Source organism: Burkholderia lata (assembly GCF_000012945.1).
Classification (GTDB): domain Bacteria; phylum Pseudomonadota; class Gammaproteobacteria; order Burkholderiales; family Burkholderiaceae; genus Burkholderia; species Burkholderia lata.
In genome coordinates this window covers 1,027,318-1,052,687 of sequence record NC_007511.1, presented here as the reverse complement: position 1 = coordinate 1,052,687, position 25,370 = coordinate 1,027,318, and the positions used below count along the sequence as shown (strand labels likewise).

At 68.4% G+C, this 25,370-nt stretch carries 24 protein-coding genes; 8 read left to right on the top strand and 16 right to left on the bottom strand.

Annotated features, from left to right (window positions below; all coding sequences use genetic code 11):
* Window positions 1–107: 107 nt before the first annotated feature.
* The 10 genes from BCEP18194_RS27460 to ypfJ all read right to left on the bottom strand — a co-directional run bounded on the left by BCEP18194_RS27460 (window position 108) and on the right by ypfJ (window position 10,902).
* Window positions 108–1,316, bottom strand: a complete 1,209-nt coding sequence (locus BCEP18194_RS27460; RefSeq protein ID WP_011354545.1) for a porin — start codon at window positions 1,314–1,316, stop codon at window positions 108–110.
* 167 nt (window positions 1,317–1,483) lie between these two features.
* Window positions 1,484–2,422: a helix-turn-helix domain-containing protein gene (locus tag BCEP18194_RS27455; protein WP_041493501.1), complete on the bottom strand. Its 939-nt coding sequence runs from the start codon at window positions 2,420–2,422 to the stop codon at window positions 1,484–1,486.
* Window positions 2,423–2,485: 63 nt separating this feature from the next.
* On the bottom strand, window positions 2,486–3,073 hold the full coding sequence (locus tag BCEP18194_RS27450; protein ID WP_011354543.1) for a DUF3156 family protein: 588 nt from the start codon (window positions 3,071–3,073) through the stop codon (window positions 2,486–2,488).
* Entirely contained in the window at window positions 3,070–4,572 is a 1,503-nt protein-coding gene (locus BCEP18194_RS27445) for an APC family permease (protein WP_011354542.1), read from the bottom strand. Before BCEP18194_RS27445 ends, BCEP18194_RS27450 begins: the two co-directional genes overlap by 4 nt.
* Window positions 4,573–4,809: 237 nt before the next feature.
* On the bottom strand, window positions 4,810–6,150 hold the full coding sequence (locus BCEP18194_RS27440; protein ID WP_011354541.1) for an aspartate aminotransferase family protein: 1,341 nt from the start codon (window positions 6,148–6,150) through the stop codon (window positions 4,810–4,812).
* A gap of 72 nt (window positions 6,151–6,222) precedes the next feature.
* The gene (locus BCEP18194_RS27435) at window positions 6,223–7,725 is read right to left on the bottom strand and encodes an aldehyde dehydrogenase family protein (protein WP_011354540.1); all 1,503 of its coding nucleotides are present in this window, start codon (window positions 7,723–7,725) and stop codon (window positions 6,223–6,225) included.
* 263 nt (window positions 7,726–7,988) lie between these two features.
* Complete coding sequence (locus BCEP18194_RS27430) at window positions 7,989–8,186, bottom strand: hypothetical protein (protein ID WP_011354539.1); 198 nt, start codon at window positions 8,184–8,186, stop codon at window positions 7,989–7,991.
* Between the two features lie 203 nt (window positions 8,187–8,389).
* Window positions 8,390–9,046 (bottom strand): hypothetical protein, encoded by a 657-nt coding sequence (locus tag BCEP18194_RS27425; protein WP_244273086.1) that lies wholly within the window; start codon window positions 9,044–9,046, stop codon window positions 8,390–8,392.
* A gap of 72 nt (window positions 9,047–9,118) precedes the next feature.
* Complete coding sequence (locus BCEP18194_RS27420; RefSeq protein ID WP_011354537.1) at window positions 9,119–9,859, bottom strand: helix-turn-helix transcriptional regulator; 741 nt, start codon at window positions 9,857–9,859, stop codon at window positions 9,119–9,121.
* 161 nt (window positions 9,860–10,020) lie between these two features.
* Window positions 10,021–10,902, bottom strand: a complete 882-nt coding sequence (gene ypfJ, locus BCEP18194_RS27415) for a KPN_02809 family neutral zinc metallopeptidase (protein ID WP_011354536.1) — start codon at window positions 10,900–10,902, stop codon at window positions 10,021–10,023.
* Window positions 10,903–11,302: 400 nt separating this feature from the next.
* Between ypfJ and BCEP18194_RS27410 the strand changes: the two genes are divergently transcribed.
* From BCEP18194_RS27410 to BCEP18194_RS27390, 5 genes are all read left to right on the top strand, one after another.
* On the top strand, window positions 11,303–12,094 hold the full coding sequence (locus BCEP18194_RS27410; RefSeq protein ID WP_011354535.1) for an SDR family NAD(P)-dependent oxidoreductase: 792 nt from the start codon (window positions 11,303–11,305) through the stop codon (window positions 12,092–12,094).
* 239 nt (window positions 12,095–12,333) lie between these two features.
* Complete coding sequence (locus BCEP18194_RS27405; RefSeq protein ID WP_011354534.1) at window positions 12,334–13,380, top strand: LysR family transcriptional regulator; 1,047 nt, start codon at window positions 12,334–12,336, stop codon at window positions 13,378–13,380.
* A gap of 101 nt (window positions 13,381–13,481) precedes the next feature.
* On the top strand, window positions 13,482–14,171 hold the full coding sequence (locus tag BCEP18194_RS27400; protein WP_011354533.1) for a DUF4286 family protein: 690 nt from the start codon (window positions 13,482–13,484) through the stop codon (window positions 14,169–14,171).
* A 78-nt stretch (window positions 14,172–14,249) separates the two neighbouring features.
* A complete protein-coding gene (locus BCEP18194_RS27395; RefSeq protein ID WP_011354532.1) occupies window positions 14,250–15,569 on the top strand; it encodes an MFS transporter in 1,320 nt (439 codons plus the stop codon).
* Between the two features lie 50 nt (window positions 15,570–15,619).
* Entirely contained in the window at window positions 15,620–16,321 is a 702-nt protein-coding gene (locus BCEP18194_RS27390; RefSeq protein WP_041493230.1) for a DUF2848 domain-containing protein, read from the top strand.
* 407 nt (window positions 16,322–16,728) lie between these two features.
* Here the strand turns inward: BCEP18194_RS27390 and BCEP18194_RS27385 are convergent, their stop codons facing one another.
* Complete coding sequence (locus tag BCEP18194_RS27385; RefSeq protein ID WP_011354530.1) at window positions 16,729–18,120, bottom strand: RtcB family protein; 1,392 nt, start codon at window positions 18,118–18,120, stop codon at window positions 16,729–16,731.
* A 131-nt stretch (window positions 18,121–18,251) separates the two neighbouring features.
* Window positions 18,252–19,235 (bottom strand): NAD-dependent epimerase/dehydratase family protein, encoded by a 984-nt coding sequence (locus BCEP18194_RS27380; RefSeq protein WP_011354529.1) that lies wholly within the window; start codon window positions 19,233–19,235, stop codon window positions 18,252–18,254.
* A 101-nt stretch (window positions 19,236–19,336) separates the two neighbouring features.
* On the opposite strand from BCEP18194_RS27380, the gene BCEP18194_RS27375 reads away from it, so the two are divergent.
* Window positions 19,337–20,239, top strand: coding sequence for a LysR family transcriptional regulator (locus BCEP18194_RS27375; RefSeq protein WP_011354528.1), 903 nt, complete (start codon window positions 19,337–19,339; stop codon window positions 20,237–20,239).
* A 51-nt stretch (window positions 20,240–20,290) separates the two neighbouring features.
* Here the strand turns inward: BCEP18194_RS27375 and BCEP18194_RS27370 are convergent, their stop codons facing one another.
* Window positions 20,291–20,611, bottom strand: a complete 321-nt coding sequence (locus BCEP18194_RS27370) for a DUF7660 family protein (RefSeq protein WP_011354527.1) — start codon at window positions 20,609–20,611, stop codon at window positions 20,291–20,293.
* A 59-nt stretch (window positions 20,612–20,670) separates the two neighbouring features.
* Window positions 20,671–21,543, bottom strand: a complete 873-nt coding sequence (locus tag BCEP18194_RS27365) for a LysR family transcriptional regulator (RefSeq protein WP_011354526.1) — start codon at window positions 21,541–21,543, stop codon at window positions 20,671–20,673.
* 170 nt (window positions 21,544–21,713) lie between these two features.
* Between BCEP18194_RS27365 and BCEP18194_RS27360 the strand changes: the two genes are divergently transcribed.
* The gene (locus BCEP18194_RS27360) at window positions 21,714–23,174 is read left to right on the top strand and encodes an MFS transporter (RefSeq protein ID WP_011354525.1); all 1,461 of its coding nucleotides are present in this window, start codon (window positions 21,714–21,716) and stop codon (window positions 23,172–23,174) included.
* A gap of 75 nt (window positions 23,175–23,249) precedes the next feature.
* On the opposite strand, the gene BCEP18194_RS27350 is transcribed toward BCEP18194_RS27360, so the two are convergent.
* Complete coding sequence (locus BCEP18194_RS27350; RefSeq protein WP_011354524.1) at window positions 23,250–23,447, bottom strand: oxidoreductase-like domain-containing protein; 198 nt, start codon at window positions 23,445–23,447, stop codon at window positions 23,250–23,252.
* Between the two features lie 73 nt (window positions 23,448–23,520).
* Window positions 23,521–24,531: a choloylglycine hydrolase family protein gene (locus BCEP18194_RS27345; RefSeq protein ID WP_011354523.1), complete on the bottom strand. Its 1,011-nt coding sequence runs from the start codon at window positions 24,529–24,531 to the stop codon at window positions 23,521–23,523.
* Window positions 24,532–24,864: 333 nt separating this feature from the next.
* On the opposite strand from BCEP18194_RS27345, the gene BCEP18194_RS27340 reads away from it, so the two are divergent.
* Entirely contained in the window at window positions 24,865–25,287 is a 423-nt protein-coding gene (locus tag BCEP18194_RS27340; protein ID WP_011354522.1) for a RidA family protein, read from the top strand.
* Window positions 25,288–25,370: the final 83 nt, after the last annotated feature.

Here is a 25,370-nt window from a genome sequence, read left to right as displayed (position 1 = left end):
GCTCGCGATATTGGGTTTCCATCAATCTCGCCCGTTCAGTCAAGCATACGGGCGATTTTTTCAAGCATCGCTTTCCATCGATGGACTGGCGCCAGCGCCGCAGACGGTCAGAAGTTCACGCGAATCCCGGCCATCACCGCCAGTTGCCGGCTCGAGTTGCTGTTCGCGAGCACCGGGATCTGCGCGTAGTTCACCGCGTTGCCGTCCGCGTCGGTGCCGAGCCCCTTCCCGCTCGCGATCTGGCCGATCGCGACCGCATACAGCGCCGTGCGCTTCGACAGGCTGTAGTTCGTGCCGACGTTCACCTGGTGGAACCGCGTCGTGCCGCGCCCGTCGGTATGCGCGGCGTTGAAGATATAGGCCACGCCGCCCTGCAGCGCCGGCGTGAACATGTAGGTGGCGTTCAATTCGCCGATGTCGAACGTGAACGCCTGCGTGCGCGGCTGCGCGGTGGTCGAGAAATAGCGGCTGTCGCCGAGGCGCGTATGCGTGTAGGTGAGCGCGATCGTCGCATCGCCGAACGTGACCGATCCGCCCGCACCGAACGCGCGCATCGAGCCGGCGTCCTGCAGCAGGCAGTACATCGCGCCCGGGTTGCTGCACGCGAAATCGCCGATATAGCCGCTCGCGCCGCCGAGCGCCGCGTCGAGCGGCTGGTGCAGGTCGAGGTAGCCGACCGAGAACGCGACCGGCGCACGCGTGTACGTCGCGGCCACCGCATAGCCGCGCTTCGCGGAGAAGTCGCCAGCCTGCCCGCCGAAGCTGAACGTGCCGCCGAACGTGAGGCCGTTGAAATCGGCGCTGGTGAACTTCACCGCGTTGTTGAAGTTGAATGCGGCGTTCAGGTTGTCGACGTCGCCGAGGTGCGAGCCGTACGGTGTCGCCCAGTTGTTGCTCGACACGTACGCGCCGAGCATGTCGGTGTACGAGTCGTATTGACGGCCAAGGCCGAGCGTGCCGATTCCGTCCTGGCGCAGCCCGACCCACGCCTGCCGGCTGAAGGCCGTGCCGCCCTGCAGCGCCTGCCCGTTCGCCGACAGGAACTGCTGCTCGAGCGTGAACACCGCATTGAGCCCGCCGCCGAGCGGCTCGGCGCCCTGGAAGCCGAAGCGCGACGGCACGAGGTTGCCGCCGCCCATCTGCCACGCATGGCCGCCGCCGGTGCTGCCGTCGGCGCGCGTGAACTGCTGGTTCGTCGAGTAGATGATGCCGGTGTCCACGGTGCCGTACAGCGTCACGCTGCCCGTGGTCTGCGCGTGTGCGTGCATGCAACCCAGCGTCGCCGCAGCCGCGGCCAGTCGTCGTCCGATCTTCATGTCCCGCCCCTCTGTTGTCATCGATTCGCAGTGCAGATCGATGGGGTTATCGATATGGGTGACAGGACTCTATCCAGCGAAAATTCAGGACCTCTATCGCAAATCGGCAAACAGTCGCACGCGTTGCCCGCGACCGTGCCCAACAGCGCCGTTGCGGCGCGCGTGCGTCATTCGGGGCGCGTTGTCTGCGACGGCAGCTCGCCGAACAGGTCGCGATACTCGCGCGCGAAATAGCCGAGGTGCGTGAAACCCCAGCTCGCGGCGGCCTCGCCGACGCCGAGCTGCTGCACGGACGTCGTCCGCAGCATGCGGCGCACCGCGTTCAGCCGGATCGTGCGCAGATAGCCGACCGGCGTGACGTCGGCTACGCGTTGAAAACTCGTTTGCAGCGTGCGGCGGCTGCAGCGCAGCGCGCGGCACAGTTCGAGCACGGTGACGGGTTCTTCTGGCCGGTCGCGCAGATGCTTCTCGCAACGGCTCACGATGTCGCTGTAGGTGGCGTGCGTGATGTCGCGGCGCTCGACGCCGATGCCCTGCTCGAGCGCGTCGAGGAACATGCCGAGCATCGCGTCGCGGAACATCTTGCGGGTGGCCGCGTATTCGAGGTGGCCCGGATTGCGCTGCGCGTCGTCGATCAGCGCCGACAGCCGTACGCCGAGCGCGACGCCCTGCTCGTCGGACAGCCGCGTCACGTGGCGCAGCTTGCGTGCGCCGGATGCGCCGAATTCGGCTTCGCACAGCTCGTCGACCATGTCGGACGCCGCGCTGATCCCGACGAGCCCCATCCCTTCCGGCGTGTGGAATTCGAAATCCTCGCCGGCGCGCAGCGCGAGCAGCGCATAGCCGTCGACGGGCTGGCCCTGGAACGTGCCGGCGAGCGGCACGGACAGCGGCACCGCGAGCGACGTGCGCCCGGCCGGCGCGAGCCCGGTTTGCGCGACGCGCCGGTTGGTCGTTTCGCGGAAGAAGTGGAAATCGTCGTACAGCACCTGCGTGACGGTGCCCTTGAAGCGGCCCGGCGTCATCTGGCGGTAGACCTGATGCCAGCCCGCGATCGCGAGCCCGTGATCGTGCACGTCTTCGTGTGAGCGTGACTGGAACAGCATCGGCATCTCCGGTAAAACCCCTAAACGCGGCCGCCGGGCTCCCCCGGCGCGCAACGCCACAGCTTACCCGTGCAAAATCCTGCGTAGTGCGGTTTCGAACGCAAGACAGGCCGCCGACAGCGCGGCGGCCTGCTCGCCCGTCAGGCGGACGTAGCGGCGGAACGACGGCATCCGGTTCACGACCTCGCTGCCGCCGAACGGCACGATCGCGAGCGTCCAGCGGCCATCGTGCGCGTCGATCGTGCAATCGGTCAGGTGCAGCGGCCGCAGCGCGTCGGCCAGCGACGGCTCTGCCACCAGCGCGGCCAGCGTGTCGACAAATCCGGGGTCACATCCCGGCACGGCCACCGCGTCGATACCCGTGCTGCGCAGCCAGCCGGTCTGGCGCACGCGCGCGCTGCCCTGCACGGCCGGGCCGCACACGGTGGCCGCCACCTTCACGCTGACCGTATGCATCAGGAACTGGCGGTCGACCCGCTCTTCCATGCTCACGCGCACGCCGTTCGGCAGCCGGGCCGTCAGACCACCGGCCCCGTCGGCATCGCGCTCGGCGCGCAGGTCGGCCAGCACGCGCGCGGCGATCGCACCGGGTCGATGGCCGGGCGGCGGCGCATCGGGCGCCGCGCGCCAGCGGGTGAGTGCGAGCTTCACGATGCGACGTGCTCGTTGCGCAGCACTTCCTCGACCGGCACCGGCTTGAACGGATGCTGGCGCTGCACGACGAGCGTCCAGAACAGTGCGTACAGCGCGGTAAGCCCGAGCATCGCGCCGAACGGCACGTAGATGTCGCGCGCGTTCATGCCTGGCGGCGTGATGTACCAGATCGCCAGGACGATGCCGACGCTCGACACGATCTGCGGCAGCGGGAACAGCGGCGAACGGTACGGGCGCGGCAGGTCCGGGCGGCGAATCCGCAGCATCACGACCGACGCGGTGACGAGCAGGTACGCGGTGCCCCACGCGCAGGTCGCGGCCAGCACGAGGTGCAGGATGCTGTCGAGATTGCCGTTGATCAGCCACGCGTGGAAGATCGGCACGATCGCCGCGGCAACGATGCCGACCACCGGCGTCTTGAAGCGCGGATGCAGGTACGCGAAGCAGCGCGGCAGCGCCCCGTCGATCGCCATCCCGTACAGGATGCGCGGCAGCCCGGCCATCAGCGTGTTGATCGTCGCGGCGCCCGCGCACAGGAACGCGATGCCGAACCAGATGCGGCCGAAGGGCCCGAGCACCTGCAGCGCGAACGCGGGAATCGCGCCCGGTGTGTCGAGCAGGTGCGTGAGGCCGTCGGGGCTCACCGGCACGTTCGCGACCTGGCGGCGGATCGCCGCGCCGTACAGGAACATGCAGATCGCGACGCCGACGAGGCCCAGCGCCATCGCGCGCGGGATCGTCTTGCCCGGCGACTTCATTTCCGGCGCGAGCGGCGTGACGAACTCGCAGCCGACGAACATGAACATCGCCATCCCGACCAGCGACAGCACGGCCGGAATCGACGTGCCGACTTCCGAGCCGCCAAACCAGCCGTCGAGGTGCACGGCCGGCGCGGCCGCGAGCCCGAGAATCCCGAAGATCATCAGCGACAGCCACATGCCGGCCGTCAGCACGATCTCGAGCTTGCTGAACACCTTGATGCCGATGATGTTGGTGATCGCGAACGTGACGACGAGGCCGACACCGACGAGCCACGAGCTGTTGTGCTTCTCGAACGCGGCATTCAGCGATTCGAAGTTGACGAGCGCCATGATGCCGCTCAGGATCGTCTCCGCCGTGCCGGCGAACACGTGCACGAGGAAATACGCGGAGATCGTGCCGGTGATCGCCCAGAAGCGGCCGAGCCCGCACGACAGGTAATCGTAAACCGAGCCGGCCGTGGGCAGCATCGCGGCGGCTTCGGAGAAGGTCGTCGCCTGCGCCTGCATCATCACGAACGCGATGATCATCGCGACCGCGAACGCCCAGCCGCCCATTCCGAAGCCCGACGTCGCGGTGAGAATCACCGGGCTTGCCATGATGAGGCCGACGGCGCTCGCCAGCGCGGTCGGAAAACCGACCGCACCCGCCTTCAGCGCCGTGCCGCCGCCCGCTTCAGCCGGCGTGCCGCCGGGCGTATCGCCCGCTGCGCCGGTAACTCCAGACCATCCCGACATCCTTGTCTCCTTCCTGTGTCGACCCCGGCCGCCGCTTCGTCGGCGGCCGGGGTTCCATGGCTATGCGGTCGGCCCGGAGCGGCGCTCAAGCGCTTCGATTCCCGGGCCCCTTGTCGATCACAACTCGATCCGATGTCGAAAAAATACGCAGGCAAAATAATCCGGTCATAGCGCAAATCGGCAAACCGGCGGCAGCCGCGCTGCCCGCCGCCGGCGTGCCGTCACGCGATCACGCCATCACGCGAACGGCACGGCCTCGAAGCCCGCCGCCAGAGCGTCGACGATCCGGTCGAGCTGCTCGCGCTGGATCACGAGCGGCGGCGACAGGATGATCTTCGTGCCGACCGGGCGCACCAGCACGCCGTTCTCGCGCGCGACTTCCGCGACCGCGTTCGCATAGCCGGACAGCGGGTCGATCGGCTCGCGCGTGTCCTTGTTCGCAACCAGGTCGAGCGCGAGCATCAGCCCCTTGCCGCGCACCTCGCCAACTGCCGCGAAGCGTTCCGCGAACGGCTTCAGCGCTTCGAGCAGATACGCGCCCTGCTTCGCCGCGTTCGCCGGCAGGTCTTCCTTCACGACGATGTCGAGGCTCGCGATCGCGGCCGCGCAGGCGACCGGGTGGCCCGCGTACGTATAGCCGTGCATGATCGCGCCGCCGAAATCGGCGTTCGCGGCGAACGCGTCCTCGATCCGCGCGTTCACGACCGTCGCGCCGAGCGGCACGTAGCCCGACGAGATCCCCTTCGCGAGACACATGATGTCCGGGCGCACGCCCCAGCCGCGGCTGCCGAACATGCTGCCGCTGCGGCCGAAGCCCGTCACGACCTCGTCGGCGATCAGCAGCACGCCGTAACGGTCGCACACCTCGCGCACGAGCGGCCAGTAGTTGGCCGGCGGCACGATCACGCCGCCCGCGCCCTGGATCGGCTCCGCGATGAACGCGGCGACCGTGTCGGGGCTCTGGAACTGGATCTCGCGCTCCAGCATTTCCGCGCAGATCCGGCCGAGTTCCTCCGGATCCTGCGTGAACGGGTTGCGGTACAGCCACGGCGTCTCGACGTGGAAGCAACCCGGCAGGTTCGGCTCGTAGTTGCGGCGGAACACCGTGTTGCCGTTCACCGACGCACCGCCGAAGTGCGTGCCGTGATAGCCCTGCTTCAGCGAGATGAACTTGGTGCGGTCGGCCTGGCCGCGCACCTTCCAGTATTGGCGCGCAATTTTCAGCGCGGTCTCGATCGAATCGGAGCCGCCCGAGCTGTACAGCACGCGACGCATGCCTTCCGGCTCGAGCATGTCGATCACCTTCTTCGACAGCTCTTCCGCGCGCGGATGCGAAATGCCGTCGAACAGCTGGAAGTATTCGAGTTCGTCGAGCTGGCGCACGATCGCGTCCTTCACTTCCTGGCGGTTGTGGCCGACGTTCACGTTCCACAGGCCCGCGACGCCGTCGACGAGTTTCCGCCCCTCTTCATCGAACACATAGCAGCCGTCGCCGCGCACGATGCGGATCGGCTTGCGTTGCTTCATCTCGTTCGGGTGCACCATCGGATGCCAGAATTTCGCTTCGTTGTAGCTCATTGCAGTCTCCACTGTCGGATCGTTTGAACCTCGTTGGCCGAGGTCCGAGGTTTTCGTCGTTGGCGCCGCGCGTCAGTGCGCGATGCAGACGGATTTGGTTTCGGTGAAGCCTTCGATCGCGTACTGGCCGAATTCGCGGCCGATGCCCGATTGCTTGTAGCCGCCGAACGGCATCGACGGGTCGAGCGGGATATGGCAGTTCACCCACACGGTGCCGGCCTCGATCTGCGGCACGAGGTTCATCACGCGCTTCAGGTCGTTGCTCCAGATGCTCGCGGCGAGGCCGTACGGCGACGCGTTCGCGAGGCGCACCGCATCGGCCGCGTCGTCGAACGGCACGACGACGATCACCGGGCCGAACACTTCGTCGCGCACGATCGCGCTGTCCGGATGCGGATCGGCGATCACCGCCGGCTTCACGTAGTAGCCGGGCAGGTCGTCGGCCGGCGTGCCGCCCGCGAGGAACGTCAGGCCCGCGCGGCGCGCGCCTTCGATGTGCTGGACGACCTTGTCGCGATGGTGCGCGGAAACCAGCGGGTTGATCTGCGCGGTCGTGTCGAGGCCCGCGCCGAGTTTCATCGATTGCGCGACGCCCGCGAGGCCATCCGCAAGCTGCGCGAACTTGCTGCGGTGCACATAGATGCGCGATGCGGCCGCGCACACCTGCCCCTGGTTGAAGAACGCGCCGGCGGCGACGCCATCGAGCGCCTGTGCAACGTCGATGTCGTCGAGCATCACGATCGGGTTCTTGCCGCCGAGCTCGAGCGAGAAGCGCGTCATGTTCTGCACGGCCGCCGCGCCGACCAGCTTGCCGGTCGCGGTCGAGCCCGTGAACGAGATCTTCGCGATCGACGGGTGGCTCGCGAGTGCGGCACCGCACACGCGGCCGCCGGTGACGACGTTGAACACGCCGGGCGGCACGCCGGCTTCGAGCGCAAGTTCGGCCAGGCGCAGCGCGGTGAGCGGCGTTTCCGGCGACGGCTTCAGCACGATCGTGCAGCCGGCCGCGAGCGCCGGGATCAGCTTCCACACCGCGATCATCAGCGGGAAATTCCACGGCACGATCGCGGCGACCACGCCGACCGGCTCCTTGCGCGTATAGGCCGTATAGCGCGCGCCGGGCGGAAACGGGATCGACACGTCGAGCGTCTGGCCGGTGATCTTGGTCGCCCAGCCGGCCATGTAGCGCACGTATTCGACGCTTGCGCCGACCTCGATCGCGCGCGACACGTGGATCGACTTGCCCTGGTTCAGCGTTTCGAGCTGCGCGAGCGTTTCGGCGTCGCGCTCGATCAGGTCGGCGAGTTTCAGCAGGATGCGTTCGCGGTCGGCCGGGCGCAGGCCGCTCCACACCCGGGTGTCGAATGCGTGCTTCGCACTGGCGACCGCGCGATCGACGTCGCGCTCGTCGGCGTCCGCGACCGTCGCAAGCCGCTCGCCCGTCGCGGGGTCGTACACGTCGAGCCGCGCGGCCGCGTGGGCGGGCTGCATTTCACCGTCGATGAAGAGGCCGAAGTCGCGCGCAACGAAGGTGCGCACGGTGTCGCTGACGGCGACGAAATTCGTGGTGCTCATGGGCGTCTCGAGGATTGTCGTGGCTGGACCGCGTGCGCACGGGCACGCGGGCGTCGTTCCACTGTATCGACGAGGGTTCGCGCCCGGTGAGCGCAAATTGGCAGCGCGTGGGCGCCGAGGGGGGCGGGTTCGAACCCCGCGGGGGCGGGTCGAATGCCGAGACCGGAAGCCGGCTCGGTATCGCGCGGGCAGACAGGCCGGCCTGTTCGACCGGCGCGGGCATGCTCGTGCCGGTACCGGGCCGATGCCCGGTCATTGCCATGCTAGTTTCTGAAGCCGTGCCCCATCGACGCCAGGAAGTCGTACGCCTGGTAATCCAGCCAGTAGATGCCGAGCGCCAACGGAATCAGGAAGTACAGCGAATCGTATATCCCGCTTCTCACGGTCCTGACGATGAAAATCGGCAGTGCAACGCTCAAGGCGACGACCACAAGCGAAACTGCAATGATCGTGACGTCCATGTTCCCGGCCCCTGGTTGTTATCGAAACGACGATCGCGCATGGTACTGCACGACGGCAAGGGCTCGCGAGCCGGACGATTGCGGCGGCAGCGCGCCAGCCGGTGCGGTGCGGTGCGGTTCGGTGCGGTTCGGTTCGGTTCGGTTCGGTTCGGTTCGGCAGGTCGGGCTTGCGAGATGGGTGCTTGGCACGGGCTTCTTGCCGGTCAGCCACTGACATCGAGGCAGCCCGCAGGCCCGACCAGTTCGTTTTCCTTCGCATTGCCCGACGTGAACAGGCAGAAATTCGTGCCGATTTCACTGCCGAATTCCATCAGGAAATCCAGTCGGCCGTCGCGATCGAGGTCGCCCGCCCAGATCAGTGTCACGCGAAACGGCGGCGTGTCGCCGCCGAAATCATGCAGGACCGACCGCTTACCCCCGCCTTCGGCAATCACCGCGCCGGATGCGGTGTAGCGCAACGCGTACCGGCGGCCTTGAAACGCGAAACGCAGCGGTTCGCGGCCTGGCTCGATCACCCTTCCGCCGTTCCGGAACGCCAGGTTCGCCGCTTCGACCCGGCCCTGCGTGAGCGATTTGCAACGCAACAGCGCGACGGCCTTTTTCACGTCGGGCGTGACGTCGACGACTGCGCCATCCGGTTGCGCCGGTGTGAGCCGGATGCGTGCCGGCGCAAGGTTCCAGCGATTGCCGCTGGGCGCCAGCGCGAGCCATCCGTCGCCGAGATCGGTACCAGCATCGCCGACGTCATCGGCCAGCATCCGGGTCGGTTGCAGCACGGAGCACGAATCGGGTTCGCCCTCTTGCGCGAACGCCGTCGAGGCCGTGGAGGCCCCCAGCAACACGAGCAGCGCGGCCAGCAACGCTTTGGCTTGGGTATTCATGAATCGGCAATCGCGAAAGGTTCGAATTCCGGATCGCAATTATCCGATGAATTACAGGAACAGCGCCCCGACCAGTTCCGTGCGGTTCGACACGCCGAGCTTGCGGTACATGCGCATCAGGTGCGTCTTGACGGTCGGCTGGCCGAGCGCGAGATCGCGGGCGATCTCCTTGTTCGAGCGGCCGTCGCGTACGAGGCGCGCGATCTGCTCCTCGCGGTAGGTCAGCCGCTCCTCGCAGCTGATCCGGTGGATCCCGCTCCGCACACGCAACAGCGGGCTCAGCGCGGCTTCGGCCACGGGCTGCAACCGCGCGAGCGCATCGATCTCCCCGGGCGCGAACCGCCCGGCCGTGCTGTTGCCGGCCGCGCCGCCGCCCGTGTCGCCCGCCCCGAAGCGCAGCAGCGAGAACGCGCCGACCGTCCGGCCCGCGTCACGCAGCCAGATCTCGACGACGTCGGCCACGTCGTGCCGCTGCAGGAAACGGGTCCAGTACGCGGACGCATCGCGCCTTTCATCAGGCAATTGGGACGCGAGCGTGACGACCGCGCGTTCGCCTGCCGCGCAGCGCGACGGATGCAGCGGATCGAGCATCCGGTAGCGCGCGACATAGGTGCGATGCATCGATTCCGGCATTCCGAACAGCTCGAAATCGGCCGGTTCGCCGCTCTGGTCGAGCCGGTAGAACACGATCGCGGACGGGCTCGCGAACGCGTCGAACGCGTCCACGCACGCGCGCAGCGCGCGCTGCCAGTCGGCGGCGGCCGGGTCGGCGGAAACGGAGGAAGTCGGCATGGTGGAATCGGCTGGCAGGCGAACGGATCGAAGATCGAAGTTCGGGCCAGCCTACCGGCGCCGAAAAGCGCCGGTGAGCACAAATCGGCAAATCGTCCCGGCCCGGCCGGCATGGGGGATTCGGCCGGGACGATGCGGGCGCGCGACGGGGCGCGCCGCTTTCAGCGTGCGTTCGCGGCGAACGTGTCGCAGGCGCTCAGCTCGCCCGATTCCATCCCGCGCCGCAGCCAGTACACGCGCTGGTCGCTGGTGCCGTGCGTGAAGCTTTCCGGCACCACGTAGCCCTGCCCTTGCTGCTGCAGCCGGTCGTCGCCGATCGCGGCGGCGGCCTTCAGCCCCTGCTCGAAATCGCCGGGTTCCATCAGCCGCTGGTTCGCGCGCTGCGCGTTGTTCGCCCACACGCCGGCGAAGCAATCGGCCTGCAGTTCCATCCGCACCGACAGCGCGTTCGAGTGCGCCTGGCTCGCCCGCCGACGCGCGGCGTCGACCTTGTCGGAGATGCCGAGCAGGTTCTGCACGTGATGGCCGACTTCGTGCGCGATCACGTAAGCCTGCGCGAAATCGCCGCCCGCGCCGAAACGCTTGCGCAATTCGTCGTAGAAACCGAGATCGATGTACACCTTGCGGTCGCCCGGGCAATAGAACGGCCCCATCGCGGTCTGGCCCGTGCCGCATGCGGTCGGCGTCGAGTTCTTGAACATCACGAGCGTCGGCGGCTGGTACTGCGCGTGCAACTGGGTATTGAACACGCTCGTCCACGTGCGCTCGATATTGCCGAGCACCTTGCGCGTGAACACAACGTTCGGTTCGTTCGCCGCCGCGCCCTGCCGCTGCGCGGGCGCGGGCTGCGCCTGCTGCTGGTGGCCCTGCAGCGCCGATGCGCCTTCGAGTATCACGCGCGGGTCGATCCCGAAGAAATACGACGCGGCGAACGCAACCACGATCGTGCCGATGCCGATCGTCGCGCCGCGCCCGCCGCCGAACCCGCCGGCACCGCGGCGATCCTCGACGTTCGTGCTTTCCCTTTCGTCGTCCAGCCTCATAGCCGGCCCTCCCTGTTCTTGTCGATGGTCCGGCGCGCGAACGCGCCACCGGGCGATATGTTGTCGTGGCACGATCCTCGGACGATGCAACGCCCGCGCACCGGGTGTGCGCTCCCGCCGGGATCGCCGGCCTGCGGCTCCGCTCGCACGACGGAATCGACCGGCCGATGCGCCGCGCGTCGAGGCGCGGCCCGCCCGCGCTATTCTGCCGGGCTTTCGTGACTTATCGCAAAAATGTGGAGGATAGAGCGATTCGGCGCCGCACAACGTCAGCCTTTGCAAAATGGCCCGCGGTCGCACCGGCCGGCCGGATGCCGCCCGCGTTCATCCTTTCGGCTGATACCGGCGCTTGCCGGCGCCGCCTAAAGTGACCGGAAACGACACCTTTCCGGAGCACGACATGACACACCCGCAACCCCGCACGATCGCGATCACCGGCGCAGGCACCGGTATCGGCGCCGCGTGCGCGCACCGCTTCGCCCGCCGCGGCGATCGCGTCGTGCTGATCGGGCGGCGTCAGGCGCCGCTCGACGCGCTGGCCGCCGAAACGGGCGGCTTCGCGCTGGCCGGCGATGCCGCGAGCACCGCCGACTGGGCCCGCTTCCTGCCGCAGATCGCCGAACGCTTCGGCCGCGTCGACGCGCTGGTCACGTGCGCGGGCGGCCACGGGCTTGGCCGCGCGGACGAAACCGACGACGCGCAGTGGCGCGACGCGATGCACGCGAACCTCGACACCGCGTTCGTCAGTGCGCGCGCATGCCTGCCCGACCTGATCGCGCAGCGTGGCAGCATCGTGCTGGTCGCGTCGATCGCCGCGCTCGCGGCCGGGCCCGGCGTGTGCGGCTATACGGTCGGCAAGCACGCGCTGCTCGGGCTCGCCCGGTCGCTCGCGCGCGACTACGGGCCGCACGGCGTGCGGGCGAATGCGGTGTGTCCCGGCTGGGTCCGTACGCCGATGGCCGATGCGGAGATGGCACCGCTGATGTCGGCGCACGGCGACACGCTCGACGGCGCGTATGCGCGCGTCAGTGCCGACGTGCCGCTGCGGCGCGCGGCCGACCCGGACGAAATCGCGGCCGTCTGCGCGTTCCTTGCGTCACCGGACGCGTCGTTCGTGACCGGCGCGACGCTCGTCGCGGACGGTGGCGCGATGGTCGTCGACGTGCCGACGCTCGCGTTCGACAAGCTTTGATGCGCGCGGGTGCGCCGCCCGCGTGACGCGTGCGTCGCGGGCGGCCCTTCACGCTCATCCTCCTGCAGGCGTTTCCCGTCGCGCAACTGCCCTACGCGGACCGTCCAAGCCCCCCGCCGCCGCACGCGCACCGCACCGCGCCGCCCGCCTGCTTCCCTCCTGCTTCCCGCCCCCGAAAATCCGCTACCATCGACCGATCCCGCCGCCCTGCCCGGCACTGCCCCACTGTTCGAGCGTCGATGAACATCCGGTTTCTTGAAACCTTCGTCTGGCTCGCCAAGCTGGAAAACTTCCGGCTCACGGCCGAAAAACTGCACACGACGCAGGCCGCCGTATCGAGCCGCATCGCGTCGCTCGAGGAAGCATTCGACGTGCGCCTGTTCGACCGCAACACGCGCTCGGCCACGCTCACGCCCGCCGGGCGCCGCATGCTCGCGTACGCGGAGCGGATCGTGCGGCTCGATGGCGAAATGCGCCGCGATATCGATGCGGCAAGCGATGCGGGCCTGATCCGGATCGGCGTGATCGAATCGATCGTACACAGCTGGTTCCCCGCGCTGATGGCGCAACTGCGCGAGCGCTATCCGCGCCTCGACGTCGAGATCACCAGCGACACGACGTTGCACCTGATCCGCCTGCTCAGCACCGACGGCGTCGACCTGATCCTGCAGACCGACCCGGTGCCGGGCCCCGATTTCACGAACCTGCCGCTGTGCGAATTTCCGGTGCGCTGGGCGGCCAGCCCGCGCCTCGGGCTCGGTGGCCAGCCGCTCGACGTCGCGCGCCTGGCCGAATTCCCGATCATCAGCTTCTCGCGCCACTCGGGGCCGCACGCGACGATCGAGCGGCTGTTCGCGGCCGTCGAGCGGCCAGCCAGCATCAACTGCATCACGTCGGTCGCGGCGATGATCCGCCTCGTCGCCGACGGCTTCGGCGTGGCCGCGCTGCCGCCCGCGATCATCGGGCGCGAGCTGCACGAAGGCGCGCTCGAACTGCTCGACGTCGAGCCCGAATTCCCCGCGCTGCCGCTCGTCGCGACGTACCGCAGCCAGGGCCTGCCGGTGGCCGCGCGCATCGCGGAACTGGCCAGCGAAGTCGCGCGCGCGATGGCCGCGGCCGCGAGTCACGCAAAAACTGCTGCACCAGTCAGGCCCGATAGCGTCGACAAGACACCCGCCCGTCCCGCAAAAAAAGCAAAGTCCAATACGCCCGCGAAAGCAAAGCGCACGACGCCATCCGCACCACCTGCCACGCCTCCCGCGAAACGCCGTCCGCGCCGCTCATAAGAAAACCTGTTCACCGCGAATTTGTTTTCTTGTTGGACGGGCACGGCCCGTCTTCGGGAAACTGCGGTTCCTGACATCCCCCCGTCACGAGGAACCCCGCGATGACCCGCTTTTCCCTTCCGCACGGCCAGCTTTGCGTCTGGACGGATATCGACCCCGCGCACGAAGCCGATTTCAACGCGTGGTACGACCGCGAGCACATGCAGGAACGTGTCGCGATTCCCGGCTTCACGCATGCGCGGCGCTTTCGTGCGACCGATCGCGGCCCGCGCAAATACCTCGCGCTGTACGTGACGGACGCGCTCGACGTATTTCATGGCGACGCGTACCGGCGCGCGTTCACGCAGCAGACCGCATGGTCGCTCGCGAACTTCGAGCGCATGACGGGCACGCAGCGACGCGTCGGAGAACTGACGATCGAGGCCGGTGACGGCGAAGGTGCGCATCTCGCGCTGTTCGTGCTGCCGCCGGATCGCATCGACGTGCCGCAGCTGCGCGAGCGCTTCGACGACGTGCTGCACGAACCGGGCATCCACGCCGCGTGCCTCTTTTGCACCGCGCCCGAGCTGTCCGCGCCGATCGGCGCCGATGCAACCGCCCGCCCGGCCGCCGATGCGCTCGTGCTGATCGAGGGCAGCGATGCGGCCGCGACGCGCCGCGTCGCCGCCACGCTCGCCGGGCACGACGACGTGCGCACCTTCGACTTGCTGTGGCGCGCCGCCGCACCGCTGCATGCAACGCGCAGCGACGTCGAAACCGAGCCCGCTGCCGCCGCCGCGCTGCCCGCCTGATCGCCCACGCCGGCCGCACCGCAGGCACGAAGCACGCCAGCGCACCGGCCCGGCGCCTCATCGCGTTCCCGTCACGACATGCCCGACACCATGAGCACTCTCGCCCAGCCCGCCGCCCACGCGCCCCACCGCGTCCGCACCAGCCGACTCGCGACCGCGAGCATGATCGGCACGTCGCTCGAGTGGTACGACTTCACGATCTACAACACGCTCGCCGCGCTCGTCTTCAACCATCTGTTCTTCCCGTCGGTCGATCCGCTGGCCGGCACGATCCTCGCGTTCTCGACCTATGCGGTCGGCTACGTGTCGCGCCCGCTCGGCGGCTTCGTGTTCGGCAATCTCGGCGACCGCATCGGCCGCCGCGCGGTGCTGATGCTCACGCTCGTGCTGATGGGCGTGACGACCGCGCTGATGGGTGCGCTGCCGACCTATGCGCAAGCCGGCATCCTGAGCCCGATCCTGCTCGTCGCGCTGCGCTTCGTGCAGGGCGTCGCGCTCGGCGGCGAATGGGCCGGCGCGGTGCTGCTGTCGGTCGAGCACGGCGACCAGAAGCGGCGCGGGCTGTCCGCGTCGTGGACGCAGATCGGCCCGTCGTTCGGCACGCTGCTCGGCACCGGCTGCATCGCGCTCGTGACGCTGTCGACCACGTCGGGCGATTTCCTGTCATGGGGCTGGCGCGTGCCGTTCGCGGCCAGCGCGCTGCTCGTCGTGTTCGGTTTCTGGCTGCGGCGCGGCGTCGACGAAACGCCGCAGTTCGAGCAGCTCGCCGAATCGCACGCGACCGCCGAGGTGCCCGTCGCCGACGTGCTGAAGGTCCACTGGAAACGCCTGCTGATCGCGGGCGGGTCGCGGATCGGTTCGGACGTGCTGTATGCGCTGATCGTCGTGTTCACGCTCACCTACGTGACGACCGTGCTACACCTGTCGCGCCCCGTCGCGCTGACGGCCGTGATGATCGGCACGGCCTGCAACGCGCTCGCGGTGCCGTTCTTCGGTGCGCTGTCCGACCGCTTCGGCCGCCGGCCCGTGTATCTCGCCGGCGCGCTCGCCGGCATCGTGTGGGCGTTCGCGTTCTTCACCCTGCTCGATTCGGCACGCCCCGGCGCGATCGTCGCGGCCGTCGCGATCGGCCTCGTGATCCACGCGGTGATGTACGGCCCGCAAGGCGCGTTCGTGACCGAACAGTTCCCGACCCGTGTGCGCTATGCGGGCTCGTCGCTCGCGTACACGCTCGCCGGCATCGTCGGCGGCGGCTTCGCGCCGCTCGTGATCGCCGCGCTGTTCCGGCAGACGGGCACGACGACGGCCGTATCGCTGTATGTCGCCGCCGCGCTCGTCGTCACGTCGATCGCGCTCCTCGTCGCCCGCGAAACCGCGCACCAGCCGCTCGCGGATTGAGCGTTGCAGCCAGCCGCTTCATTCCTTCGCACTTCAACCGGATAACCCGTATGCCAACCCTGTCGTTCAACGTGATTTCCCGGCAACACGCGCCGGCCACCGTCGACGTCGAGATCGAGCGCGTCGTGATCGCCGGCTGGGCCGGCCGCGATCCGGCCGCGATCCAGGCGCATATCGACGAACTCGCGGCGCTCGGCGTCGCGCCGCCGTCGACCACGCCGTGCTTCTATCGCGTATCGGCCGCGCTGCTCACGCAGGCACCATCGATCGGCGTGCTCGGTGCGCGCTCGGGCGGCGAGATCGAATGCGTGCTGCTCGACAGCCCGGCCGGCACGCTCGTGACGGTCGGCTCCGATCATACGGATCGTGAGGTCGAAGCCTACGGCGTCGCGGTGTCGAAGCAGGTGTGCGCGAAACCGCTCGGCCGCGACGCGTGGCGTTACGCGGACGTCGCGGATCACTGGGATGCGATCGAGATGCGCGCGTGGCTGATCTCGCGCGATGGCGAGCGGACGGCGTACCAGCACGGCGCGGTGAGCGGCCTGCTTGCGCCCGAGGGGCTGTGGCAGCGCTTCGACGACCGCCGCACGATGCCCGCGCGCAGCGCGATGTATGGCGGCACGGTTGCCGTGCATGGCGCGATCGCGGCGATGGGCGACGGCGATGCGTTCGAGATGGAACTGCACGACCCGGTGCTCGGGCGCAGCCTTCGGCACCGCTACGCAGTGGAAGTGCTGCCGGTCGTGGCATAAGGGACGATGACGCGCGGCACACGGGCGCGACAGCGTCCTGTCGCCGCGCCTGCCCCGGCTAGTACGGCTGAAAGCAGTGATAGTCCGGAAAGTTGAACTGCGAGTTGCCGCAATACAGCACGCCAACCAGGTTGGTACACCCGCTCAATGCAAACATCATTGCGCCCGCAACCGACACTTTCCATCCGAAATGCAACATTGCGCCCCCGTTTTCGCTTTTTCGACGTTGACCGCCATGATGCTCATCGGACGCGCCCGGGTATGTGGAAAATTGTTGTGCCGCGTGGGCTCCGGTTCGCGATGACGCTTCCCCGTGCCCGGGCGCAGCCCGAGGCACGGGGAAGCGGATGGCGCGTCGCCGCCCTGGCGCACGCAACGACAGCGGCCACGGAGCACGCGGCCGCCCGTCACGCCTTGAACGTGACCCACGGCTTCAGCCGGACCGCGCTGCGAATGAGGCCGGCCTGCTCCTGCGCATCGATCACGGGCCCGATCGGCTTGTAGGCTTCCGGCGCTTCCTCGATGCGACGCTCGTCGCGCAGCGTGACGCAGCGCGACGTGCCCGGCGCCTGCTCCGTGCGCATGCGCCGCACCGCCTGCCGGCGCACGCTGCGGCCGGCGCCGTGGCTGCATGACCACAGCCAGTCGGGATGGCCGAGCCCGGTCGCGAGAAACGACGCATCGCCCATCGATCCGGGAATCAGCGCGAGATCGCCGTCGCGAGCGGGTGTCGCCCCCTTGCGATGGATGTTCATCCCGTTTTCGCGCAGCACGACGTTGTGCGGCACGTCGACCACGAGGGCCGAGCGGGTTTCGCCGGTGAGTTCCGCCAGTTCCTTGCGCACCATTTCGGCCAGCACGACACGGTTGAGCCACGCGTAGCGCGCAGCCGTGCCCATCGCGACGAGGTATTCGCGCGCCAGCTCGCCGGAAAGGCCGTACAGGCCGCTTTCCGGATGCCTGACGCCGGCCGGCCACGCCGCGCGCGCCCGGTCCATCCAGCGCCGCCCGACGTAGAAGCCGACATCGCGCGAACCGCTGTGGATCATCACGACAACATCGTCCTTCGCGAGTCCCGCGCGGTAGGCCGCATGCCGGTCGAACACGGCATCGACCACCTGCAGCTCGACGAAATGATTGCCCGACCCGGGTGTGCCGAGGCAAGGATCGCGAAAGACTTCACGCGACCCGACGTGTGCGTCCGGCGCATATTTCGCGCTGCCGTCGAACCGGTCGAGGCCGATGCACGACGACAGTTCGTCGATGAGGCGGTCGCGGTCGACGTGCTGCCAGAGCCCCTGCGACGCAACGCGATCGACGAATGCCGCCGGGCCCGCATCGAACAGCGCGCGGAATGCATCGCTGGTAACCGGCACGTCGCGCCGATCCGCGAGGATCGCGCGCGTCAGCCGCTCGACGAGGGCCGTCTCGAACGGCGCGAGCGCCGACCGCTTGAGGCCCGTGGTGACGAGACGCATCCCGCAATTGATATCGGTGCCGATCGCGGCGGGAATCACGAACGCGTCGTCGGTCGCGACGATCGAGCCGACCGGCGCAACCCCGCCCGGATGAAAATCGGGCGTCGCGCAAGCCTTGCACACGCGCTGATGGCCATCCGGCGAACGGACGGCCGCGAACGCGAGCAACTGCTGAACGGCCTTCTCCTCGAGCGGGAGCGCTTCGGGCAACAGGACGGACGCCTGCGTCAGTTCATTGCGCAGGTGATAGATGCCGGCGTGATAGTCGACATGGATGCCTTGCCGTTGCAAGGCCTTTTTTAAGCGAGGAAGAGTAGACATCGCTGCTGGAAATGAAAAAGGTACGACGCGACCTCCGGCGTTCCGGCGGTCGTGGGTACCTTCCTGCAGCAGCGTCGAGGAAGGGAGCGCGGATCATAGCAGAACGCGCTTGCGTTCGCGACCGCCGTTGCTCACTTGAGACACCCGAGCCCCGCCAGCGTCGCCTCCACCGCCGTGTCGAGCGGCGTCACCGGCTCGCGGCCGAGCACCGCGGTCACCCGCGCGTTGTCGAGCCGGATCGGCTCGCGCCACAGGTAGCGCATCTCGAGCAATTCGCGCAGCGTCGTGACGAACGGCGCCGCCGCCCACACGAACCACCACGGGAACTTGCGCACCGTCGGACGCAGCCCGTGCCGCTGCGCGACGCGGCGCACGGCCTCCGCCATCTGCGTGCCGTCCGCATCCCAATGTCCGCCGAGGTGAAAGCGCGCGAACGGTTCCAGCGTGTCGCGCCGCTCGATCAGCTCGACCATCGCGCGCGCGGCATCCGGCACATACGACCATTGATGCCCGATGCCGTCCCGCCCCGGCACGCTGATCGCCGCCACCGGCTGCCCGGCCTTGACGAACCCCGCCGCGAACCAGCTGTTGCCGGTGAGCTTCGGCCCGAAGAAATCGCCGGCGCGCACGATGATCGTGCGAACGCCCTGCCCGGCCGCATCCTGCAGCCGGCGCTCCAGCTCGACGCGGATCGCGCCCTTGCGCGTCGACGGATGCTGCGGCGCGTCTTCGTACAAGACCGGAAACGCATCGGCGCCGTAGTTGTAGACGGTGCCCGGCAACACGACGGTGGCCCGCTCCGCCTTCGCCGCCGCGATCGTGTTGTCGATCATCGGCAGCACCTGCCCGGCCCAGTCCCGGTAGCCGGGCGGATTCACCGCATGCACGATCACGCTGCAGCCGCGCGCGGCCCGGACGACCGCGTCGCGGTCCATCGCGTCGCCGCGCATCCAGGCAATGCCGTCGCGCTCCACGACCTCGGCGTCGAGCCCGCGCTTCAGCGCACGCACCTGCCAGCCCGCGTCGCGCAACTGGCGCGCGACTTCCCCGCCAATTCCGCCGCTCGCACCGAGCACGAGTGCCTGTCGTTGTGTCCCGCCTGCGTGGGTCGTCATTACCGCTCTCCTTGAATGAACTTCCGTGATGACACGCATTCTGGCGCGCCGACGGCTAACAAGGAATTGCCGAGCACAACGGATCAGCTATACATTTATGTATGGCTATCGATCTGAACTGGGAACGCTACCGCACCTTCCTCGCCGTGCTGACGGAAGGCTCGCTGTCGGGCGCGGCGCGCGCGCTCGGCATCACGCAGCCGACAGCCGGCCGCCACGTCGCGGCGCTCGAGGCCGCGTTCGGCCAGACGCTGTTCACGCGCTCGCCGTCCGGCTTGTTGCCGACCGAGGCGGCGCTCGCGCTGCGCGGCCATGCGGAAGCGCTGCGCAGCGCGGCGGCCGCGTTCGAGCGCGCGGCGGCAAGCCACGGCGCGGGTGTGCGCGGCATCGTGCGGATCTCGGCCAGCGACGTGATCGCCGTCGAGGTGCTGCCGCCGATTCTCGCGCAATTGCGGCGCAACCATCCGGGGCTCGTCATCGAACTGGTGCCGACCGACCGCATCCAGGACGTGCTCAAGCGCGAGGCCGACATCGCGGTCCGGATGGCCCCGCCCGTGCAGGAGGCGCTCGTTGCACGGCGCATCGGCGAAATCGACGTCGCGCTGTATGCGCGCGACGACTACCTGGCGCGCAACGGGTCGCCCACGACGATCGACGAACTCGCGCATCACCCGTTGATCGGCTTCGATACGGTCACGCCGTTCATCCGTTCGATGGGGCGCAGCATGCCGCTGTGGAAACGTGATGCGTTCGCGCTGCGTACCGACAGCAACGTTGCGCAGCTCGCGATGATCCGCGCCGGTTACGGGATCGGCTTCTGCCAGAGCGGCCTCGCGAAACGCGACCCACGGCTCGTGCGCGTGCTGCCGGACGGGCCCGCGATGCAGCTGGAAACCTGGGGCGTGATGCACGAGGACCTGCGGTCTAGCCCGCGCTGCCGCGCGGTGTTCGATGCGCTGGCCGACGGGCTGCGTGCGTATGTGAACGGCGAAGCCATCGAATAGACGGTTCGCGGCGACGGTCACGAACGCAGTGAACGAATCGCCCGAGCGGCGCTATTCGTAGATTTTCCCGGCGAACAGGATGTCCGCCATGCGCCGCCACGGATTGTCGGGCAGGTCGTAGAAGCGCAGCCCTTCCTCCGACGCCTCGGCCCAATCGACCATCGCGTCCAGGTACTCGCCGATCGAGTGGTTTTCCCAGCCGAGCGCGGCGCGGGAATACGGCGACGGCGGCACGTCGGCCTCGAGCTGCCGCTCCTTGTTCCAGTCGTGGCCGAGCACGCGCAGGAAGTGAATCAGCGAGCGTTCGTCGACCACGCGCTCCAGCGCATCCTGCAGCTTCGCGGCCATCTGGCGTTGCAGTTCGTCGTTCATTTTTATGTTCCTTCGCGCGCCTCTCAGATACGCGCCGCCGCAGGTCGTGCGACTGGGTTTTACATCAGCAATTGCCGCGACAGCACCTCGCGCGCCTGCGTGACGGTTTCGCGTTCGCCCGGCATCGGCGGCGTCAGCGAAAACACCGCGTCGGGCAGCGGCGGCAGCCGGTATTTCGCGCCGAGCCGCATCAGGCCCTCGCCGATCGCCGACGCGCACAGGCAGCCCACGCCAAGCCCCGCCGCCAGCATCGACTGCAGCCCCGCGACCCCCGACGCGCTGTGCACGAGCCGGTACGGCGTGTGCTGCTCGTCGAGCGAGCGCACCGCGACCTGATGCATCATGCAGTCGTCCGGCAGCAGCACGAGCGGCAGCGGCTCGGGCAACTGCTCGGCCAGCGCGGGCGATGCGACCCACGACAGCGGCTCGCGCCGCAGCACCCAGCGCGTATCGGCCGACGCCGGCCGGAACGGCCCGCTCGACAGGTTCATCACCACGCCGAGATCGACCTGCCCGCGCGCATGCGCCGTTTCGATATCCGCGCTCTTCATCGCGCTGACGTGCAGGCTCAGTTGCGGGTAGCACTCCCGCAGCCGCGCGAGCAGGCCCGCGACTTCGTTGGTCCGGTAGTAATCGGTGATCGCGACGCGCAGCTCGCCCTTGATCGCCTGCCCACGCACTTCGTCGAACGCGGCCTCGTTCAGCGCGACGATGCGCCGCGCGTGCTGCAGCAGCCGCGAGCCGGCCGGGGTCGGTTCGACCCCGCGCTTGCTGCGCACGAACAGCGGCACGCCGGCACGCGATTCGAGCTTGCGTACCTGCTCGCTGACCGTCGATTGCGACAGGTGCAGCAGCGGCGCGGCGGCCGTCAGGCTGCCGGCGTCCGCGACCGCCGCGAACGTGCGCAACTGATCCAGATCGAAACCGCGCATCGCCATTCTCCATCCATCGATTAACCCGATGGATGCTACCACCAATTCCCGCTTTTCCGATTCATCGCCACCACCCAGAATGGGGGTCAATCGCCCGTCCACGGCCGAACCGGCGCATCTGGTGTCGCGTCCGGCGTGAATGTGGCACTCATTCTTTCGGACCTGCTTCCATGACGAACGACACCCTTGCCCCCTGCGTGCCGGCCGGCACGGCCGCCGCGGCGACGCCGCGCAGCCATCACGGCTGGGCGCTGGTGGTCCTGCTGGTTGGCGCGATTTTGCCGCCGCTCGACTACTTCATTGTGAATCTCGCGCTGCCGGCCATCCGTGACGGCATCGGCGCGCGCCCGGCCGAGCTGCAGCTGGTCGTGTCGGCGTACGCGTGCGCGAACGCGGTCGTGCAGATCACCGGCGGCCGGCTCGGCGACCTGTACGGCCGCAAGCGCATGTTCATGATCGGGATGGCCGGCTTCGTCGTCGCGTCGACGCTGTGCGGGCTCGCCGGCAGCGGCGCGGTGCTGGTCGGCGGCCGCGTGCTGCAGGGCCTGTTCGCCGCGATCCTCGCGCCGCAGGTGCTCGCGACGATCCGCAGCGTGTTCAGCCCGCAGGAGCAGGTGCGCGTGATGGGCTTCTACGGTTTCGTGTTCGGCCTCGCGGCCGTGATCGGCCAGCTCGGCGGCGGCGCGTTGATCAGCCTGCATCCGTTCGGGCTCGGCTGGCGCGCGATCTTCCTCGTCAACCTGCCGATCGGCATCCTGGCACTGATCGGCAGCTGGCGTTTCATCCCGGAAAGCCGGCCGCCGAAAGGCCAGCGCATCGACGTGCCCGGCATGGTGCTGCTGTCGCTGTTCCTGCTGATGCTCGTCTACCCGCTCACGCACGGGCGCGAGGCCGGCTGGCCGCTGTGGATGGTCGCGTGCCTCGTCGGCGCGCTGCCGATGCTCGGTGCGCTGCTGGCAGTCGAGGCGCGCCGTCTCGCACGCGGACACGATCCGCTGCTCGACGTGCGCCTGTTGCGCAACCCCGTCGTCGCGCTCGGGCTCGTGCTGGCGTTCCTGTTCTATACGCTGAGCGCGTTCTTCCTGAGCTACGGGATCTACCTGCAGGGCTGCCTGGACTGGTCGCCGCTCGCGTCGGGGCTCGCGATCCTGCCGCTCGGGCTCGGCTTCCTGTCGAGCCCATTGCTGATGCCGAGACTCGTCGGCCGGTTCGGCGGCTATCGTGTGCTCACGCTGGGTTTCGCGATGCTCGCGGCCGGCGTCGCGACGGCCGCCGCGCTGGCGGGCGCAGCCGCGCCGGGCCCCGGCTTTTACGCGGGGATCGCGGCGATCGGGATCGGCCAGGGCCTCGTGCTGCCGTCGGTCGTGCGGATCGTGCTCGCGGAGGTCGACACGGCGCGCGCGGGGGTCGCATCCGGGATGGTCACCGCGATGCTGCAGATCGGTGCGGCGGTCGGCGCGGCCACGCTCGGCGGCATGTTCTTCGCCCGGCTCGGCGCGCATCCGGCCGCGCTCGATTATGTGCAGGGCTTCAGGACGTCGACGTTCGCGCTGACGGCCGTGCTGCTCGTGTGCATCGCGCTGTCGGCCATGCTCGGGCCGCTGCATCGGCGGCTGCATCCCGGGACGTAAGCGCGACGGGAATCGCAGCGACGGCAGGGTCCGACGCGGAAGCGGTGCAAGTGCAGCCGCTCGCCGGCATCCGGCTCACGCGTGATGCTTGCGTTGCGCCTGGCGCGCTTCCCATTCGGCCAGCTCGACGCGGTAGCGCGCGAGGGCTTCGTCGTAGAGATCGAAGACGCACGGCGAGCAGCCGCTGTTGCAGCAGTCTTCCAGTTCGGGTTGGATGGGCGGGGTCGGACGGGGATCGTCGACGGACGGATCCCCGGAAGGTTGGTTCGGCACGGCGTGGTCCGGTGAAGTAAGACGACCAGTATAGGTCGATCCGGGCCACCGCCGCTTCCAGCAGGCCGAACGGCTAGACGATTGTCAGTTCGACGTGCGTCGGCGACGCGACCGTCGACACCTTCGACGTCGCCAGGTCGATCACACGCATTACCGTATCGTCATACGTCCGGAAGTAATACTTGCGCGCCTCCAGGTCGGCGATCGTGGTCCACTGCGTGTATTCGTAGACGGGCTGATCGTGCTCGACGTCCTCCTTGATCCACCCCTTCGGAATGTCGAACGTATTGATGATGTGTTCGGCCAGCCGGATCGCGTCCGCGCCGCTATGCGGATTTTCTGCGTACGTCGCATACCCGACCGCGCGCACGAAACGCGACGCCGGCGTGATGTCGCCGGGCAGGCCCAGCATCCCGTAGCCCTGGCCATACGCCTTGAGCTTCACGTGTTTCGCGTCGCGCGACAGCGACAGCGTCCTGCTCGATGGCGTGACGCGCGACAGGTTCAGGTAGTTGTGCAGGTTGGTGCAATGCCAGTCGAACGGCGGCGAGTTGGTCATCACGCCGAGCGGGTTGTCGTGGACACGCAGTTCGCCGCCGACCGGCTCGACGACGAGCGATGCACCGCTCGCGTCATGCAGCGTGTAATGCAAGGGCGGCGCGCCGTCGAATGCGGGGTGCGGGATATCGGCGACGACGATGCCATCGAGCGCCTGCTTGACGTCGCTCACGCTGTCGAAGCCGGTCAGCGCCCAGGTGAGGAAATCCCACGGCGCCAACGCGTGCGCCGTGTTCTCCGGTGTCAGCGCCGGATACTCGGCGAACTCCGGGAAGTAGAGCATCCCGCCGGCCAGCCCCGCCTCGTTGATGCCGTCCACCAGGATCGGCATCTTCAGCCCGTTCATCCCGATCGCCTTGTACTTCGTCGTCCAGCTCTTGCCCTGCTTGCCGAGCGGCGGCGACGCGTACAGCGTCTTGCCGGCCTCGATGACGATCGGGACCGAACCCAGATCCTCTGCGAACTCCATGGTTCTGCCATAGACGACGTGCTCATCCACCGTGCGGATCACAAAACTCGTACACATGTTGTTTTCCTTGTTTTGACGAGAAGCGATAGCGGGCGCGTGATCGGCCCGCCCCTCGGACCATGCGCGTCCCCGACCGCTGAATGCGCGTGTGCATCATATCGGTGCAGACGTGCTCCAGGTGCGAATCGCGGCAGAATTACTGCTACGTCAACAGTCGAATCGATTCACACCGCGAAAGAAAAAATATCGCCGCCCGGGAGCCGCCCGATCGGGACAGGCGGTTCGCACCGGCAGCAGGCAGCGCAAAAGCGATTGCATCCATAATGGCGCGATGATCGACGACATCGATCCGCTGTGCCCGACCCGTTCACGCCACACAGGAGTTGCGTCATGGCTGAAGCAGTGAATCCCCCGGCAGTCTGGGCGCCGTTCGGCGCGTTCTCGATGGCCGTGATCCAGGGCGACGGCCGGATCGTGCATCTGAAGGGGCAAGTGGCGCTCGACCGCGACGGCGAGGTGGTCGGCCACGGCGACATGCGCGCGCAGGTGCGGCAGACGCTCGACAACATCCGTGCCGTGCTGGCGACGATGGGCGGGCAGATGCAGGACGTGATCTCGCTCGTGCACTACGCGACCGACATCGATGCCTTCATGCAGGCCGGCGACATCCGCAAGACTTACTTCGCCGAGCCCTATCCCGTGACGACGACCGTTCAGGTCGAGCGTCTCTACCATCCCGATCTGCTGATCGAGATCACCGCTGTGGCCGAGATTCCGATGGCGCGGTTTCGCCGGCCTGTGTCGCGCGCGTGATGTGGCGATGCGGCGATGCGGCGATGCGGCGATGCGCAGTATGACGCGCCGGCCGTAGTCTCCCCGGCCAGCGCGCTTGCCCA